This is a genomic window from Streptococcus oralis (genome assembly GCF_965111685.1).
Taxonomy (GTDB): domain Bacteria; phylum Bacillota; class Bacilli; order Lactobacillales; family Streptococcaceae; genus Streptococcus; species Streptococcus oralis_B.
The window spans coordinates 1,585,323-1,600,987 of sequence record NZ_OZ217340.1; the positions used below are offsets into that span (position 1 = coordinate 1,585,323).

General features: G+C 43.4%; 13 protein-coding genes and 1 riboswitch. Of the genes, 6 read left to right on the forward strand and 7 right to left on the reverse strand.

All coding sequences use genetic code 11. The features are described from left to right. The first annotated feature begins 221 nt into the window (after positions 1-221). The 3 genes from ACLV7H_RS08150 to serS all read left to right on the forward strand — a co-directional run bounded on the left by ACLV7H_RS08150 (position 222) and on the right by serS (position 3,448). The gene (locus tag ACLV7H_RS08150; protein ID WP_411866888.1) at positions 222-1,586 is read left to right on the forward strand and encodes an aspartate kinase; all 1,365 of its coding nucleotides are present in this window, start codon (positions 222-224) and stop codon (positions 1,584-1,586) included. Between the two features lie 2 nt (positions 1,587-1,588). Continuing rightward, a complete protein-coding gene (locus ACLV7H_RS08155) occupies positions 1,589-1,960 on the forward strand; it encodes a DUF956 family protein (protein ID WP_411866889.1) in 372 nt (123 codons plus the stop codon). 213 nt (positions 1,961-2,173) lie between these two features. Then, on the forward strand, positions 2,174-3,448 hold the full coding sequence (gene serS / locus ACLV7H_RS08160) for a serine--tRNA ligase (RefSeq protein ID WP_411866890.1): 1,275 nt from the start codon (positions 2,174-2,176) through the stop codon (positions 3,446-3,448). Positions 3,449-3,471: 23 nt separating this feature from the next. Here serS and ACLV7H_RS08165 read toward each other — a convergent pair whose 3' ends face one another. From ACLV7H_RS08165 to zapA, 6 genes are all read right to left on the reverse strand, one after another. Beyond that, positions 3,472-4,371, reverse strand: a complete 900-nt coding sequence (locus ACLV7H_RS08165; protein ID WP_411866891.1) for a TDT family transporter — start codon at positions 4,369-4,371, stop codon at positions 3,472-3,474. 109 nt (positions 4,372-4,480) lie between these two features. Beyond that, entirely contained in the window at positions 4,481-5,029 is a 549-nt protein-coding gene (locus ACLV7H_RS08170; protein WP_033680925.1) for a carboxymuconolactone decarboxylase family protein, read from the reverse strand. A gap of 131 nt (positions 5,030-5,160) precedes the next feature. Next, the gene (locus ACLV7H_RS08175; RefSeq protein WP_411866892.1) at positions 5,161-6,483 is read right to left on the reverse strand and encodes an alanine/glycine:cation symporter family protein; all 1,323 of its coding nucleotides are present in this window, start codon (positions 6,481-6,483) and stop codon (positions 5,161-5,163) included. A gap of 90 nt (positions 6,484-6,573) precedes the next feature. Then, positions 6,574-6,662: riboswitch (glycine riboswitch) on the reverse strand. Positions 6,663-6,831: 169 nt separating this feature from the next. Beyond that, the gene (locus ACLV7H_RS08180) at positions 6,832-9,168 is read right to left on the reverse strand and encodes an endonuclease MutS2 (RefSeq protein ID WP_411866893.1); all 2,337 of its coding nucleotides are present in this window, start codon (positions 9,166-9,168) and stop codon (positions 6,832-6,834) included. A 100-nt stretch (positions 9,169-9,268) separates the two neighbouring features. After that, positions 9,269-9,817 (reverse strand): CvpA family protein, encoded by a 549-nt coding sequence (locus tag ACLV7H_RS08185; RefSeq protein ID WP_045593207.1) that lies wholly within the window; start codon positions 9,815-9,817, stop codon positions 9,269-9,271. After that, complete coding sequence (gene zapA / locus ACLV7H_RS08190; protein ID WP_000002028.1) at positions 9,814-10,116, reverse strand: cell division protein ZapA; 303 nt, start codon at positions 10,114-10,116, stop codon at positions 9,814-9,816. The genes ACLV7H_RS08185 and zapA overlap by 4 nt, the downstream gene beginning before the upstream one ends. Positions 10,117-10,202: 86 nt before the next feature. Here zapA and rnhC point away from each other — a divergent pair, with 86 nt between their 5' ends. The 3 genes from rnhC to ACLV7H_RS08205 all read left to right on the forward strand — a co-directional run bounded on the left by rnhC (position 10,203) and on the right by ACLV7H_RS08205 (position 14,199). Then, a complete protein-coding gene (gene rnhC, locus ACLV7H_RS08195; protein WP_045593204.1) occupies positions 10,203-11,078 on the forward strand; it encodes a ribonuclease HIII in 876 nt (291 codons plus the stop codon). A gap of 9 nt (positions 11,079-11,087) precedes the next feature. Then, positions 11,088-11,702 (forward strand): signal peptidase I, encoded by a 615-nt coding sequence (lepB, locus tag ACLV7H_RS08200; protein WP_045593202.1) that lies wholly within the window; start codon positions 11,088-11,090, stop codon positions 11,700-11,702. A gap of 127 nt (positions 11,703-11,829) precedes the next feature. Continuing rightward, the gene (locus tag ACLV7H_RS08205; RefSeq protein ID WP_411866894.1) at positions 11,830-14,199 is read left to right on the forward strand and encodes an ATP-dependent RecD-like DNA helicase; all 2,370 of its coding nucleotides are present in this window, start codon (positions 11,830-11,832) and stop codon (positions 14,197-14,199) included. Positions 14,200-14,244: 45 nt separating this feature from the next. Here ACLV7H_RS08205 and tig read toward each other — a convergent pair whose 3' ends face one another. After that, positions 14,245-15,528 (reverse strand): trigger factor, encoded by a 1,284-nt coding sequence (gene tig / locus ACLV7H_RS08210; RefSeq protein ID WP_411866895.1) that lies wholly within the window; start codon positions 15,526-15,528, stop codon positions 14,245-14,247. Positions 15,529-15,665 lie beyond the last annotated feature (137 nt).

Here is a 15,665-nt window from a genome sequence, read left to right on the forward strand (position 1 = left end):
AAGAGGCAAGGAAAAACTAAAGGAAAGTGTCTCAGCTGATTATTATCCCATTCATTATGAGTGTGAGTAAAATTTGACACTCTTACTTTTTAATCTAAATCGTTATCGCTTTTCAGAATAAGTTAGTGTTTTCTTCTATTACAATAGGAAGTTGTTTTCGTCATTGAAAAATGCCCCTCTTTCTGCTATAATCGTATAAAATACTTACTTGAGGAGTCCTTATGAAGGTTGTAAAATTTGGGGGAAGCTCGCTTGCCTCTGCAGGTCAGTTAGAAAAAGTTTTAAACATCGTTAAATGTGATAAAGAACGCCGTTTTGTAGTCGTTTCTGCACCTGGCAAACGCAATGCTGAAGATACAAAGGTAACTGATGCCTTGATCAAATACTATCGTGACTATGTGGCTGGAAATGACATCAGTGCTAGCCAAAGCTGGATCATCGACCGTTATGCCGCTATGGTTAGTGAACTAAGGTTAAAACCTGCCGTTTTAGAAAAAATCTCTAAAAGTATTCGGGCCTTAGCGACTCTTCCCATTGAAGAAAATGACTTTCTCTATGACGCCTTCCTAGCGGCTGGAGAAAACAACAACGCCAAATTGATCGCAGCCTACTTTAACCAAAACGGCATCGATGCACGCTATGTTCACCCAAGAGAAGCTGGAATTGTTGTCACAAGTGAACCTGGAAATGCTCGCATCATCCCATCTAGTTATGATAAGATTGAAGGCTTGGCTGATAGCACCGAAGTCCTTGTCATCCCTGGTTTCTTTGGTGTGACTAAGGAAGATCAAATCTGTACCTTCTCACGTGGTGGATCCGACATAACAGGTTCCATCATTGCTGCAGGTGTCAAAGCTGATCTCTACGAAAACTTTACGGATGTTGACGGTATCTTTGCTGCCCATCCGGGTATCATTCACCAACCGCACTCTATCCCTGAATTGACCTACCGTGAGATGCGTGAATTGGCCTATGCAGGTTTCTCAGTCCTTCACGATGAAGCTCTGCTCCCTGCCTACCGTGGGAAAATTCCTCTGGTTATCAAAAATACCAATAATCCTGACCACCCAGGAACACGCATTGTTTTAGAACACAGTAGTGATAAATTCCCAGTAGTAGGGATTGCGGGTGACTCAGGATTCGTCAGCATCAACATGTCAAAATATCTCATGAACCGTGAAGTAGGATTTGGTCGCAAGGCTCTACAAATCCTAGAAGATCTTAACATCGGATGGGAACACATGCCTACGGGTATCGACGATCTTTCAATCATCCTCCGCTCCCGTGAATTGACTCCTATCAAAGAAGAAGAAATTCTACGTCAACTCGTTCAAAAGGCTGAAGTGGATCATGCTGAAATCGAACATGACCTTTCCATCATTATGATTGTCGGAGAAAAGATGAAGAGCCACATTGGTGTAACAGCTACTGCAACACGTGCTCTGTCTGAAAACAAGATCAACATCCAGATGATGTCCCAAGGTTCAAGTGAAGTTTCCATCATGTTTGTTGTCAATAAAGATCAAGAAAAGGCAGCTATCAAGGCTCTTTATCATGCCTTTTTCGATGAAAATAAGGAAGATTAATCATGGCCCAATCACTCAATAAAGTCATTGACCTACAAACCACTGGAACATCCTATCTCTCCATTTCTGGAAAAGTCGGAAAATTTCTAGTTGGGGATCAATCCTTAGAGTTTTATCCTGATGTCAATGTCGAACAATATATCCAAATTCCTTGGTCCAGCATTCAGCAAATCGGAGCCAACGTAAGTGGTCGCAAAATCAGTCGCCACTTTGAAGTCTTTACTGACCAAGGAAAATTCCTCTTTGCTTCAAAAGACTCTGGAGCTATCCTCAAAATCGCTCGGGAAAAGCTTGGAAATGACAAGGTTGTGAAACTTCCGACTCTACTCCAGACCATTGGACAAAAACTTAAAAATCTATTTGCAAAAAAGTAAAAACTTTAGTATAATCATAGCAACGGATAAGTAGGTTATCTCCTTCTTTCAGAAAGTCTGCGGGTGCTGCGAGCAGATAGGAGGGATAGGTGAAATTCTACCGTTGTTCACAATTACATATACAATCAAGTGCACACCTGTGAAGTTGGATGGAACCGTGGCCCTGCCACTCCAACACTTTGTCAGGTGTGCTTTTTTCATAAAGGAGGACTTATGTTAGATATTAAACGTATTCGCACAGATTTTGATGCTGTTGCTGAAAAATTAGCTACACGTGGTGTAGATGCTGCTGTCTTAAACGATATGAAAGAAATCGATGCTAAACGTCGCGACATCTTGGTCAAGGTTGAAACCCTCAAAGCAGAACGTAACACTGTTTCTGCTGAGATTGCCCAAGCCAAGCGCAACAAGGAAAATGCCGATGACAAGATTGCAGCGATGCAAACCCTATCTGCTGAAGTCAAAACCTTGGATGCTGAATTGGCAGACATCGATGCTAAGTTGACAGAATTTACCACTACTCTTCCAAACATCCCTGCCGACAGCGTTCCTGTTGGGGCTGATGAGGATGACAACGTTGAAGTTCGCCGTTGGGGTACACCACGTGAGTTTGACTTCGAACCAAAAGCTCACTGGGATCTTGGTGAAAATCTTGGTATCCTTGACTGGGAACGTGGAGCAAAAGTTACTGGTGCTCGCTTCCTCTTCTATAGAGGGCTTGGTGCTCGTTTGGAACGTGCTATCTACAACTTTATGTTGGATGAGCATGGAAAAGAGGGCTATACTGAAGTCATCACACCATACATGGTTAACCATGATTCTATGTTTGGCACTGGTCAATATCCAAAATTCAAGGAAGATACTTTTGAATTGAAAGACACTAATTATGTTCTCATTCCTACTGCTGAAGTACCTCTGACAAACTACTACCGTGATGAAATCCTTGACGGTAAAGACCTACCAATCTACTTTACTGCCATGAGTCCATCATTCCGTTCTGAAGCTGGTTCTGCTGGTCGTGATACACGTGGCTTGATTCGTTTGCACCAATTCCACAAGGTTGAAATGGTCAAATTTGCCAAACCAGAAGAATCTTACGAAGAATTGGAAAAAATGACAGCCAACGCTGAAAACATTCTTCAAAAACTCAACCTTCCATACCGTGTGGTTGCGCTCTCTACTGGAGATATGGGCTTCTCAGCTGCCAAGACTTACGATTTGGAAGTTTGGATTCCAGCGCAAAATACCTACCGTGAAATCTCAAGCTGTTCAAATACAGAAGATTTCCAAGCTCGTCGTGCCCAAATCCGTTACCGTGATGAAGCAGATGGTAAAGTTAAACTTCTTCACACCTTGAATGGTTCTGGACTTGCAGTTGGACGTACAGTTGCTGCTATTCTTGAAAACTACCAAAATGCAGATGGTTCTGTAACCATTCCAGAAGCTCTTCGTCCATACATGGGTGGCGGTGAAGTTATCAAACCATAAAAATAAGGCCTAGCTATTTCTAGCTAGACCTTTTTTCGTAACCAAATCAGATAAGCACCCAATACAAAGAATAAAATAGTGAGGCAAATAACGGTTTCAGCCAATACTAGATAATCCAGAAATGGAAGTCTCAAGATTCCCTGAGCCATCTTGAGCGAAGTAGCTGTGATAATGGTTGGAAAGGTGAGGGCTGAGAAAGCTGGTTGAAAGCCTTGCTTTAAAATATGGGGCAGGCGAGTCAACACAAAGAAAAAGAAGGATTGAGATGCCAAAATCATGACAATCAAGAGCCAAGTCGGTAGGCCTGCTCCTCCAACTCGAACTATGGAAGCTAAGAGTAGAGAAAAGGGAGCACAGTAGATTCCTTCCTGTCCAAGCAAGGCCATCGGGAGTGGATGTTTCTTTAAATCGCTATAAATAAGCGGATAGAGATAGAAGGTCAAGACAAAACCAAAAATCAAGGTTGCATAGGCAATTTCAATGATTCCGACAAGAGGATAGGTTAAGGCTGCTACTGCTATTCCCACATAGAGTACCGTCCAACTTGGAGTCGCATTGACCCTCCGACCCGGACAGGCAAATTTGATGGTAAAAGTAGCAATCAAAGTCAAATCCAAGAGAAAGGAAAACCACCAGATTCCTTGTGCTAGCAAAGAAAGAGCAGGGAATACGCGAAAGACATAGGTCGCTAAAATCATCCCAGCCATAGGAAAAGTGGCCATCCCTGATAAAAGAGGGGGCTTGGTCAATTCTTGCTTGGTTTCTTCCCAATTAAAAAGATGAAGAATCAGAAAGAAAATCCACAACACTAGACCAATCAGACTCAATAAATGCGACAGAACTGGCCAAGTATCTGCAATCAGATTTCCTGCACCTGCTAAACCTAATAAACAGCCAGAAAATACCAAGGGGAGCTTTTTCATTCGAGCCTCCAATAATCATGTTATTATTAGTATAGCATAAAAGCGCTTAAATGAGGACTTAAAAAATGAAGTTCGATTATTTCAGACTTCATTTTTTCTCAGATATGAATTAAGCATACGGTTGCAATTCTGGATTAATCGGCGTATTAGCCAGGTTGTTGGCATAGTTGCAGAGGCTAGCAAGACTAACACCGAGAACCACATCCAAGGCATTTTGTTGCGTGTAGCCAGCTTCCAAAAATTCAGTCAAGGCTTCATCTCCCACACGCCCTTTGGTATTGATAACCGCCAAGGTAAACTTAGCTAGAGTATCTAGTTTTGGATCTGTCTCAATTGGAGTACGGTTGCGGAGAGCTTGGAGAAGATCATCATTCATCTGGATTTGTTTGATTGAAAAGGCTGTGTGACCTGCGACGCAGAAAGCACAACCATTGGTTACGGCAGCTGTGATTTGCACTACTTCGCGTTCCACTGGTGTCAGGCTATTGCGACGGTTGATAGCTCCGACAGTTCGGTAGGCTTCAAGCGCGGTCGGGGCATTGGCCAAGAGACCGATTAGGTTGGGAATATAACCATTGTTATCTTTTTGTACTGTTTCAAGAACTTCTTTCACTTCTGCTGGTGCTGATTCTACTGTGTGGATGGTAAATGTTGTCATAAGAAACCTCTTTTCATTTTATTGTCATTTAGTCTATCATAGAATTTCCCCCTTGGATAATATATATTTTCAATCACCTTGATAAGAAATGTCTATGAAATGAAAAAAATCACACTAAAAGTGTGATTGGGTTAGTGCTTAAAATACTTTTTGGTCTCAGTAACAACTACGGGCGACAAGACCAAAAGGGTAATCAAGTTAGGCAAGGCCATCAAGGCATTGACGATATCTGCAATGATCCAGACCATGTCCAGCTCGATAAAACCTCCCAACAAGACCATGAGCACAAAAACTACTCGATAAAGCCAGATAAAACGAACGCCAAAAAGAAATTCAAAGCAACGTTCTCCGTAGTAGTTCCAACCTAGAATCGTCGTAAAGGCAAAGAGTACAAGGAAGATGGTCAAAAGGGCAGGTCCAAAATGTGAAAAAACTGTTGAAAAGGCCGACTGGGTCAAGGCAACACCATTTAATTCTCCGCTCCAAACACCTGTTACTAAGATTGTCAGACCTGTAAGAGTACAGATAATCAACGTATCAATAAAGGTTCCTGTCATGGAAATCAAGCCTTGCTCGACAGGCTCATTTGTCTTAGCTGCTGCAGCTGCAATCGGAGCTGAACCAAGACCAGATTCGTTAGAGAAGACTCCCCGCGCCACACCATTTTGGATAGCCATCCGAATACTAGCACCTGCAAAACCACCTACCGCAGCAGCTGGACTAAAGGCTGAAGTAAAAATGAGTGCAAGCGTAGCTGGGATTTTCTCGATATTAAAGAAAATGACTGTAAGAGTTCCCAGAATATAGACAATAGCCATAAATGGAACAACTGCTGTCGAAACCTTTGATATGGATTTGAGGCCACCAAAGACTGCAATCGCGACAAAAACAGACAAAACGAAAGCTGTGATAGCTGGATCAATTTGAGCTGTATTTTGGATAGATTCTGTAATTGAATTGACTTGGGTAAAGGTACCAATCCCCAGAAGGGCCACCAATACACCAGCTAGGGCAAAGAAGATAGCAAGTGGACGCCACTTTTCTCCCATTCCCAAAAGGATGTAGTGCATGGGGCCTCCAGCTACAGCTCCATTTGCATCCTTAGTGCGATACTTGATAGCCAGCAAGCCTTCAGCATACTTGGTTGCCATCCCAAAGAAGGCTGCCATCCACATCCAAAAGAGGGCTCCTGGTCCCCCAACCTTAATGGCTGTCGCGACTCCTATGATATTCCCCGTTCCAACAGTAGCTGCAAGGGCTGTACATAGAGCAGCAAAGCTCGATACATCGCCATGTCCCTTGTCCTTGGTAAAAATCAACTGAAAGGCCTTAGGGAGACGAGCTAGCTGTAAAAGTCCTAGTCGGATGGTCAGATAGATACCCGTTCCGACCAATAACAGTAATAGGGGAGGTCCCCAAACGAAAGCATCGAGCGCTTTTAGCAATTCTAACATATCCTTCTCCTATCTTTTCAACCCCAAAAGAAAGAGCACATGCAAGATACATGTACTCTGGAATGCTTAGATAAATGCCAAAAAGCGGTCTATCTTAGCTCTGTCCTTTTACCTGAGAGTTTGAGCAGTTGCCTGCCTTGCCCCTTCGGTGCCTTTACGGTCTCTCCAGAGTTCCGTCCATTTACAGTCATGGAAAACAAACCTTTCTCCACTTCTATTAAACTTCATTCGGTGTTGGTATTTAATTTTTTATTATTCTACAAGAAAAGTTAACCTTTGTCAATATATTCTATGAAATTTTTTGACTTTTCATTTCTTTTTTTCAGAAATATTGACTCCTTCTTCTCTCTATCCTTTAAAGGTTACAATGGTGGCGCCACTGCCTCCAGCATTTTGTGGGGCATAGCCAAAACTCTTGACATGCTTGTTCCTTTGTAGGTATTTGGTGACGCCCTCACGAATGACACCTGTTCCGATACCATGGATGATGTCGACTTGCGCCATGTTATTGAGCAGGGCTTGGTCGATAAAGGCGTCCAGCTCATTCATGGCCTCTTCGTACCGTTTTCCTCGGAGATCCAGTCTGGCTTGCGGACCACGACCAGAAGCACGTTTGACGACATTGACTTGTTTTTTCTTGACTGGGGCTTCTTGTTGAACCTGAACAAGGTCAAATTCTTTCTCTTCCAAGGTCATCTTGATCAAACCGACTTGGGCTTCCCAACGGCCATCCTTGAGCTGATTGGTCAAGGTTCCTCTTTGACCATAACTGAGAACCACGATATCATCCCCCACCTTCGGAGCTCGTTTTTTCTTGGCTTTTTGCAGGACCTTGTTTTTAGACAAGTCGACTTTTTCAGGGGCCAGTTTTTTCAGCTCAGCCTTAGCTTCAATGATTTCATGGGGTTTGAGTTGAGACTTACTGTGGAGGTTCTTAAGAATCTGGTCACTCTCACTTAGAGCGAGTTCCACAATTTTAGCAGCTTGTTCACGCGCCTTGTTAAGCTCTGTTTCCTTCTCGCGATTGAATTCGTTGTAGAGTTTTTTGAGTGCTCGGTTCATCTTGAGGTTTTCTTGCTCCACCTCACGGATATTGTCCAAGCGTTTACGGCTTTCAAGCGTTTGCTCTTCCAATTGTTCAATGATGCGGTTGACATCATTATCTTGATTGACCTGCTGGCTGGCATCCCCGACAATGACATCTGACAAGCCAAGGCGTTTAGCAATTTCAAAGGCATTGCTTCGGCCAGGAACTCCCTGCATAAAGCGATAGGTCGGACGCAGACTAGCTGTATCAAACTCCATGCTGGCATTCTGCACAAAGGCTGTCTCAATACCATAAGCCTTGAGTTCTGGATAGTGGGTCGTCGCCATGGTCTTAACCTGACGTAGACGAAGATCCTCCAAAATAGCCATAGCAAGGGCTGCACCTTCCTGCGGATCGGTCCCTGCCCCAAGCTCATCTAAGAGTAAAAGCGAGTACTGATTGACCTTGCCAAGAATATCTACGATATTGGTCATGTGACTGGAGAAGGTAGACAAGCTTTGCTCGATAGACTGCTCATCCCCAATATCCGCGAAGATTTCCTCGAAAACACCGACACGACTTCCTTTATCGGCTAGAATGGGTAATCCAGATTGGGCCATGAGTTGAGTCAAGCCCAGGGTTTTGAGCATGATGGTCTTCCCACCAGTATTGGGACCTGTAATGACAATGGCCGTTAATTCCTTACCAAAGTGTACATCGTTTGCGACAGCATTTTTGACCAAAGGATGGCGAACATGAAGGAGTTGAATCTCTTGGCTCTCTGAAAGTTGAGGAACTACTGCTTGTCTTTCTTGGATGAAACGCACCTTGGCACAAATCAGATCCAGATGGCCGATGATCCAAGCGTCATTAGCAATCTCAGAAGCATGAGGACGGACCCGTTCCGATAACTCCTGCAGGATACGAATCATCTCATAGCGCTCATCAGCTCGCAGACTAGCGATTTCTTCGCTCAGCTTGACGACCTCACGCGGCTCGATGTAGACCGTGTTTCCACTGGCAGAGATGTCATGAACAACACCTGCAATCTTATTGCGGTAGGTATTCTTGACGGGTAAGACTTGACGGCCATTTCTACTAGCGATAATCCCTTCCGTCAACATCTGCGCTTTTTGCTTGAGCAAGTCTTGCAAGACATTTCGAACTTGACTCTCGCTATCATGGATTTTCCGACGGATGCGTGCTAGCTCTTCACTGGCGAAATTTTCGATAAATCCCGCATCATTTAGGGCTTGAAGACTCCCTTGCAAGTGTGGAAAATCATGTAGTTTTTCAAACCATCTCGCCAACTGCTCCAAGCGTACATTTTCAAGATTGGCATAAAAGCCTTGCAACTCTCTGCTAGCCAGCAAGACCCGTTTGAGGAGCAGGAACTCCTCAATATTGAGGTCCGCCCCCACCTCCAGACGCTTGCAAACAGCTGATATCTCACGCGTCGCTAGTATGGTGAAGTGAGGCTGCTCCACAAATAGGGCTTGCATTTCCTCCATCTCTGTAAAGGCTTGTTTAATCTTATCCACCTTGGCAGTTGGAGCCAAGACTTTTAACTCCTCTAGTCCTTGTTCTGTCAAGAGATGCGGTTCAAACAAGGCCTTGATTTTATTAAATTCTAAGGTTTCTAGTATTTTTGTATTCATATTCTTTCCTTGTATATTTGTTTACAAGATTATAGTAATTAGAGGTTTTGACCCAGTCCTCCAATCTGTAAACAAAGGGCTAGGAAAAATCCCGCCCTTTTTATCCGATTAAGTTTGTCACCCAAAGTTGTTTGATAAGGTTTGTCGTAAAAGGGACACTTTGGATGATGTGTTTGGCTACTATACTTTTTTCGAGTGAATTTTGAATGACTGCCAGAGGCACTGTTGCAAGAATGGTCAGAGCCATTTGCAAGACAAATAAGGTTACCAATAGCGACAATAGGCCTGCTCCCATACGGAACCATTTGACATCGAGCTTTTTAGTTGGAATCAAGTGTAGGAACAAACCGATAAAACGTCCGATACTGTAACAAATTCCGAAAACTAGAAGGTAGGCAAGACCCGCATAAAAGACCTTGTCTAGGTGAAACAGCTGGTCTGAAGGGAAGAAAAAGGTGCCCTGTCCTTCCTGAGGATTGGCATAAGGGACAAGCAAGTGGAAGTGTTCTCCCAGTGATTTATAAAACTGTCCCGCAACAAAGGCTGAAATTACTGCAACTATGAAATAATAAACTTGCAGCACCAAACCTCTACGGTAGCCGATGTAAAAGCCCCAAGCAAGAACCAATAAGAGTAGGATTGAAATCATAGGGAATCCTCAATCTTGCTCTGTTCTTGTTTGACAGCAATTAACTTGTGGCGGAGTTCTAACAACTCTTGCTCCTTGTCATCAAATTCAATTTCACGATTGAGCTGTGTTGACAGACAGTTGACCGCCAAAAGAAGCGCAATGGTTTCATCATCCGCCCCAGGCATTTGTTCTTTAATTGCTTGGTATTTTTCAGTCGCAACCTTTGCAATTTCCTCCATAAAGAGGTTGTCATGCTCGGTTGTCAAGGTTAATGTCTTTTTCCCGAATGTAAACTTATATCGATTTAGATTTGCCATAAAATTCACCTCACGATATTATACCAAATTTCGCTAACTTTGTCAGTTTTTACCAATTCTCCTGCTTTTGTGGTACAATAGAGACTATGGCAAGTATCACACTCACACCAAGTGAACAGGAAATTCAGAGCTTTTTAAGTCAGTATCAGAAGGCTCTCAGTCCTAGTAAAAATCCCTATATTCGCTTTTTTTTGCGATTCCCTCAGGCAACAGTTTCCATCTATACTTCTGGAAAAGTCCTCCTGCAGGGCGAAGCTGCTGAGCAATACGCCAGTTTCTTTGGCTACCAAGTTCAACAAGAAAACAGGGGACAAGATTTTCCTATGATTGGGACCGATGAGGTGGGAAATGGTTCCTACTTTGGTGGACTGGCTGTCGTGGCTTCCTTCGTGACACCTGATCAGCACGACTTCTTGCGAAAACTCAGCGTGGGGGATTCTAAGACTCTGACAGACCAAAAGATTCGTCAGATTGCCCCTATCCTCAAGGAAAAGATACCGCATCAAGCGCTCCTCCTTTCACCGAGCAAGTACAACGAAGTTATCGGAAAGCGTTACAATGCTGTTTCTGTAAAGGTTGCCCTTCACAACCAAGCTATCTTTCTCCTGCTTCAAAAAGGAGTCCAGCCAGAAAAAATCGTCATTGATGCTTTTACAAGTCCTAAAAACTATGATAAGCACTTGGCACAAGAAGCCAATCATTTTCCAAATAAGATCACTTTGGAAGAAAAAGCTGAGGGCAAATACCTGGCTGTTGCGGCTAGCTCCATCATCGCGCGAGATCTCTTCCTCGAAAACTTGGAAAATCTTGGACGAGAACTGGGCTACCAACTGCCAAGTGGCGCTGGAATTGCATCTGATAAGGTTGCTAGCAAAATCCTTCAATCCTATGGTATGAAGGGACTTCATTTCTGCGCCAAACTGCATTTTAAAAACACTGAAAAAGCAAAAAAACTTCTATAGAGGTAAACCATGAACTATTTAAAATCATTTATAAAAGAATGGGGAATCATCTTCCTGATTATCGCGCTGGTCGGCCTTAGCCGTATCTTCCTTTGGAGCAATGTCCGTGTGGAAGGACACTCGATGGACCCTACCCTAGCTGACGGAGAGGTTCTCTTCGTCGTCAAACACCTCCCAATTGATCGCTTCGACATCGTGGTTGCGCATGAGGAAGACGGAAATAAAGACATTGTCAAAAGGGTCATCGGCATGCCTGGAGATACCATCCGCTACGAAAATGATAAACTTTTTATCAACGGTGAAGAAACGAATGAACCTTACCTAGCTGAGTACCTCAACTTGTTCAAAACAGAAAAGTTGCAAAACACCTATACTGGTAGAGGATTTGAAGGCAATAAGGGAGTCTACTTTAGAGAACTTGCTCAAAAAGCACAAGCCTTTACGGTCGATGTCAATTCCAACACCAGCTTCAGCTTTACTGTCCCTCAAGGCGAGTACCTTCTCCTTGGCGACGATCGTCTAGTATCTAGCGACAGTCGCCATGTTGGTACTTTCAAGGCTAGCGATATCAAAGGCGAAGCAAAATTCCGTTTCTGGCCACTTAACCGTATCGGAACTTTTTAAGATAAGGAAGAGGCCGAGAATAGTAAGTCTCAGTCTCTTTTTCTATTGTGAGAGAAAACCTTTTCGTCATCTAGCTTTTCAAAGTGGCCAAGAGACCAATTCTCACGAACTCATGTAAAGGAAACCTATGGAAGTTTATTTTTCAGGCACCATTGAACGCATTATTTTTGAAAATGTTAGTAATTTTTATCGCATCTTGCTCCTAGATATCGAAGATACCAATGCGGAGGACTTTGACGATTTTGAAATCATCGTTACAGGAACTATGGCGGACGTGATTGAGGGTGAAGACTATACTTTTTGGGGGCAAATCGTTCAGCACTCCAAGTATGGGGAACAGCTTCAGATCAGCCGTTATGAACGGGCAAAACCAACTAAAAATGGGCTAGTCAAGTACTTTTCCAGTAGCCATTTCAAGGGGATTGGTCTCAAAACGGCCCAAAAAATCGTTGATAGCTACGGTGACAATACCATAGACGAAATTCTGGAGCATCCTGAAAAGCTGGAAAGCATTGCTGGACTCTCTGCCAAAAACCGTGAGGCATTTGTCTCCACCCTCCGTCTCAACTATGGGACAGAGATGGTTTTGGCAAAACTAGCTAACTACGGCATTCCCAATAAACTAGCCTTTCAGATTCAAGATTTTTACAAGGAAGAAACGCTGGATATTGTTGAAAACTATCCCTACCAGTTGGTTGAGGATATCAAGGGATTGGGCTTTACTATTGCTGACCAATTAGCCGCCGAACTAGGAATTGAAAGCCAAGCTCCCGAGCGCTTCCGTGCTGGCCTTGTCCACAGTCTCTTTCAAGGCTGTATGGATACGGGCGATACCTATATGGAAGCCCGAGATTTGCTGGAACAGACCCTGACTCTCCTCGAGTCTTCTCGTCCCGTGGAACTGGATCCCAGCCAAGTTGCTCAGGAATTATCTCATTTGATTGAAGAAGACAAGGTTCAACAGATTGATACCAAAATCTTTGATAATAGCCTCTTTTTCGCCGAAGAAGGCATTCGCAGTCACTTGGTTCGCATCCTTGAAAAAGGAAAGAAACAAAGTCAGGATTTGGAAACCATTCAAAAGCATATCGCTAGCGTCGAGCAAGAACTGGGTATCCAATACGATAGTATTCAAAAGCAAGCTATCTGTGACGCTATCCAGAACAAGTTCTTTATCCTGACAGGTGGACCTGGTACTGGTAAGACGACTGTTATCAATGGGATTATCGCTGTCTATGCCCTCTTAGAAGGACTTGACCTCAGAAAAAAAAGCAACCTACCTATTCTTCTAGCAGCTCCAACTGGTCGAGCAGCCCGCCGTATGAACGAATTAACAGGTTTGCCTAGCGCTACTATACACCGTCATTTGGGAATGACGGGGGACGATGATACCAGCCATCTGGAAGATTATCTAGATGCCGACTTTATCATTGTAGATGAGTTTTCCATGGTGGATACTTGGCTAGCCAACCAACTCTTCTCCAACATTTCTTCTAACAGTAAAATTCTCATCGTGGGGGATAGCGACCAGCTACCGTCTGTCAGCCCTGGACAAGTCTTGGCTGACCTGCTCCAGATACCACTGATTCCGCAGACTCGCTTGGAAAAAATTTATCGTCAGAGCGAGGAATCAACTATCGTCACCTTGGCAAGTCAGATTCGACAAGGCGTCTTGCCTGCTGACTTTACCCAGAAAAAAGCTGACCGCTCCTACTTTGAAATCGCTAGTGGCCATATCCCAGCTACGATTGAGAAAATCCTCGGTGCTGCCCTCAGAAGTGGCATTCCGGCTCGTGATATTCAGGTGTTAGCGCCTATGTATCGAGGAACTGCTGGTATTGACGCCATCAACCAACTCATGCAAGACCTGCTCAATCCTCTTCAAAAGGGACAAGTTAACTTTGAAGCAACTCAGTGTCACTATCGAACAGGGGACAAGGTCATTCACTTGGTCAATGATGCCGAAGCCAATGTCTTTAATGGAGACCTAGGCTACATCACTGACCTGATTCCTGGAAAATACACCGAGTCCAAACAAGACGAGATTGTCATTGATTTTGATGGCAATGAGGTCGTCTACCCTCGAAACGAATGGTACAAGATCCGTCTAGCCTATGCCATGAGTATCCACAAGTCTCAAGGAAGTGAGTTTCCTGTTGTCATCCTGCCCATCACCAGTGCTAGCAAGCGCATGCTGGAACGTAATCTCATCTATACAGCTATTACACGGGCCAAGAGCAAACTCATCCTTCTTGGCGAATTACAGGCCTTTGACTATGCAGTCAAGCATATTGGGACTGCTCGCAAGACCTATCTAATTGAACGCTTCAGTGATCTAATTGAAAATAATATTGAAGAAAGTAAACAAGCCCTCTCTGAAACTGCCACAGCAAGTGACTCTGAACAATCCTGCATCCTCACCGAGGAAAACTGGTCTAGCATCCCAGCCATGATTGGGATTACAGATGCAGACCTTAAAGAGATTTTTGGAAAATAGCAACAGAAAGCCCACCTAGTCAGGTGGGCTCTTTATCTTTTAAGATTATTTAACTGTTGCAGTGCTTGTAATCAATTCAACAGCTTTTTTGATAGTGATATCGTGTTTCAACATGTCAGCCGAAAGCAAGTTTTGTACTTGTGCAACTTCCATGTTGTAGTCTGCTGCCAATTGCTCAATTTCTTTTTGGATTTCTTCTTCTGAAGCGTCAAATCCTTCAGCTTTGGCAACTCCTTCGATAACAAGGTTAGTCTTAGTACGTGACTCAGCTTCTGCTTCGTATTGTTTGTGAAGGTCTTCTTGAGTAGTTCCTGTGATTTGGAAGTACATGTCAGGGTTGATCCCTTGACGTTGCAAGTTTCCAAGGAATTCATTTACTGAACGGTGAACTTCTTCGTGGATCATTTCTTCTGGAAGTTCTACGATTTCAGCGTTTTCTACAGCTTTATCGATTGCTGCTCCTTCAACGGCATCTTTGTATGCTTCTTCTTTCGCAGCAGTCAATTCTTTGCGGTATTTTTCTTTCAATTCGTCAAGAGTTTCCACTTCTTCGTCGATGTCTTTTGCAAGTTCATCGTCAAGAGCTGGAACTTCTTTAGCTTTTACTTCGTGAATAGTTGTCACGAATTTAGCTTCTTTACCTGCAAGGTCTTCTGCTTGGTAGTCTTCTGGGAATGTTACGACAACGTCAACAGTTTCGCCAGCTGAGTGTCCAACCAATTGGTCTTCAAAACCAGGGATAAATTGACCTGATCCAAGTCCAAGTGAGAAGTTTTCACCTTTTCCACCGTCGAACTCAACACCGTCGATAGAACCAACGAAGTCGATGACAACAGTGTCGCCATTTTCAGCAGCGCCGTCTTTGATAACCAATTCAGCCAAGTTGTTGCGTTCGCGTTCGATACGTTCTTCAACGTCAGCATCTGTAACTTCTTTTTCTACATCTACTGATACTTCAAGGTTTTTGTAGTCGCCCAATTTTACTTCAGGTTTTGTCACGACTTCAGCAGTGATAACCCAGTCTTGACCTTTTTCCATTGAAGTTACGTCAATTTTTGGTTGCGCAACCACTTCAAGACCAGCTTCTTTTACTGCAGCTTCATAAGCGTTTGGCAAAAGTGCGTTCATAACGTCTTGGTAAAGTGACTCTTCACCAAATTTTTGGTCGAAGATAGGGCGTGGAAGGTGACCTTTACGGAAACCTGGAACGTTAAGAGTTTTCTTTACTGAGTTAAATACACGGTCCAATTCTGGTTTGATTTGGTCTTGAGAGATAGTGAAAGTCAAGACACCACGGTTTGTTTCTTTGTTTTCAAATGATACAGACATTCTGTCATTTCTCCTTAAAATTTTTAATACAGTCCATTATACCATATAATAGCGACTTTTTTCAAGTAATGAATACGCTTTTCATTGATGCTAAAGGTACTTGCTTGCTTCCCTGATACTGAGTTCAGTTACTAAAA

What these genes read in the sequence shown, in the direction of transcription:
- ACLV7H_RS08165 (WP_411866891.1), bottom strand. Translation starts at nt 4,371, where the DNA reads ATGAAAAAGCTCCCCTTGGTATTTTCTGGCTGTTTATTAGGTTTAGCA.
- ACLV7H_RS08175 (WP_411866892.1), bottom strand. Translation starts at nt 6,483, where the DNA reads ATGTTAGAATTGCTAAAAGCGCTCGATGCTTTCGTTTGGGGACCTCCC.
- serS (WP_411866890.1), top strand. Translation starts at nt 2,174, where the DNA reads ATGTTAGATATTAAACGTATTCGCACAGATTTTGATGCTGTTGCTGAA.
- ACLV7H_RS08180 (WP_411866893.1), bottom strand. Translation starts at nt 9,168, where the DNA reads ATGAATACAAAAATACTAGAAACCTTAGAATTTAATAAAATCAAGGCC.
- ACLV7H_RS08185 (WP_045593207.1), bottom strand. Translation starts at nt 9,817, where the DNA reads ATGATTTCAATCCTACTCTTATTGGTTCTTGCTTGGGGCTTTTACATC.
- tig (WP_411866895.1), bottom strand. Translation starts at nt 15,528, where the DNA reads ATGTCTGTATCATTTGAAAACAAAGAAACAAACCGTGGTGTCTTGACT.
- rnhC (WP_045593204.1), top strand. Translation starts at nt 10,203, where the DNA reads ATGGCAAGTATCACACTCACACCAAGTGAACAGGAAATTCAGAGCTTT.
- ACLV7H_RS08170 (WP_033680925.1), bottom strand. Translation starts at nt 5,029, where the DNA reads ATGACAACATTTACCATCCACACAGTAGAATCAGCACCAGCAGAAGTG.
- lepB (WP_045593202.1), top strand. Translation starts at nt 11,088, where the DNA reads ATGAACTATTTAAAATCATTTATAAAAGAATGGGGAATCATCTTCCTG.
- zapA (WP_000002028.1), bottom strand. Translation starts at nt 10,116, where the DNA reads ATGGCAAATCTAAATCGATATAAGTTTACATTCGGGAAAAAGACATTA.
- ACLV7H_RS08155 (WP_411866889.1), top strand. Translation starts at nt 1,589, where the DNA reads ATGGCCCAATCACTCAATAAAGTCATTGACCTACAAACCACTGGAACA.
- ACLV7H_RS08205 (WP_411866894.1), top strand. Translation starts at nt 11,830, where the DNA reads ATGGAAGTTTATTTTTCAGGCACCATTGAACGCATTATTTTTGAAAAT.
- ACLV7H_RS08150 (WP_411866888.1), top strand. Translation starts at nt 222, where the DNA reads ATGAAGGTTGTAAAATTTGGGGGAAGCTCGCTTGCCTCTGCAGGTCAG.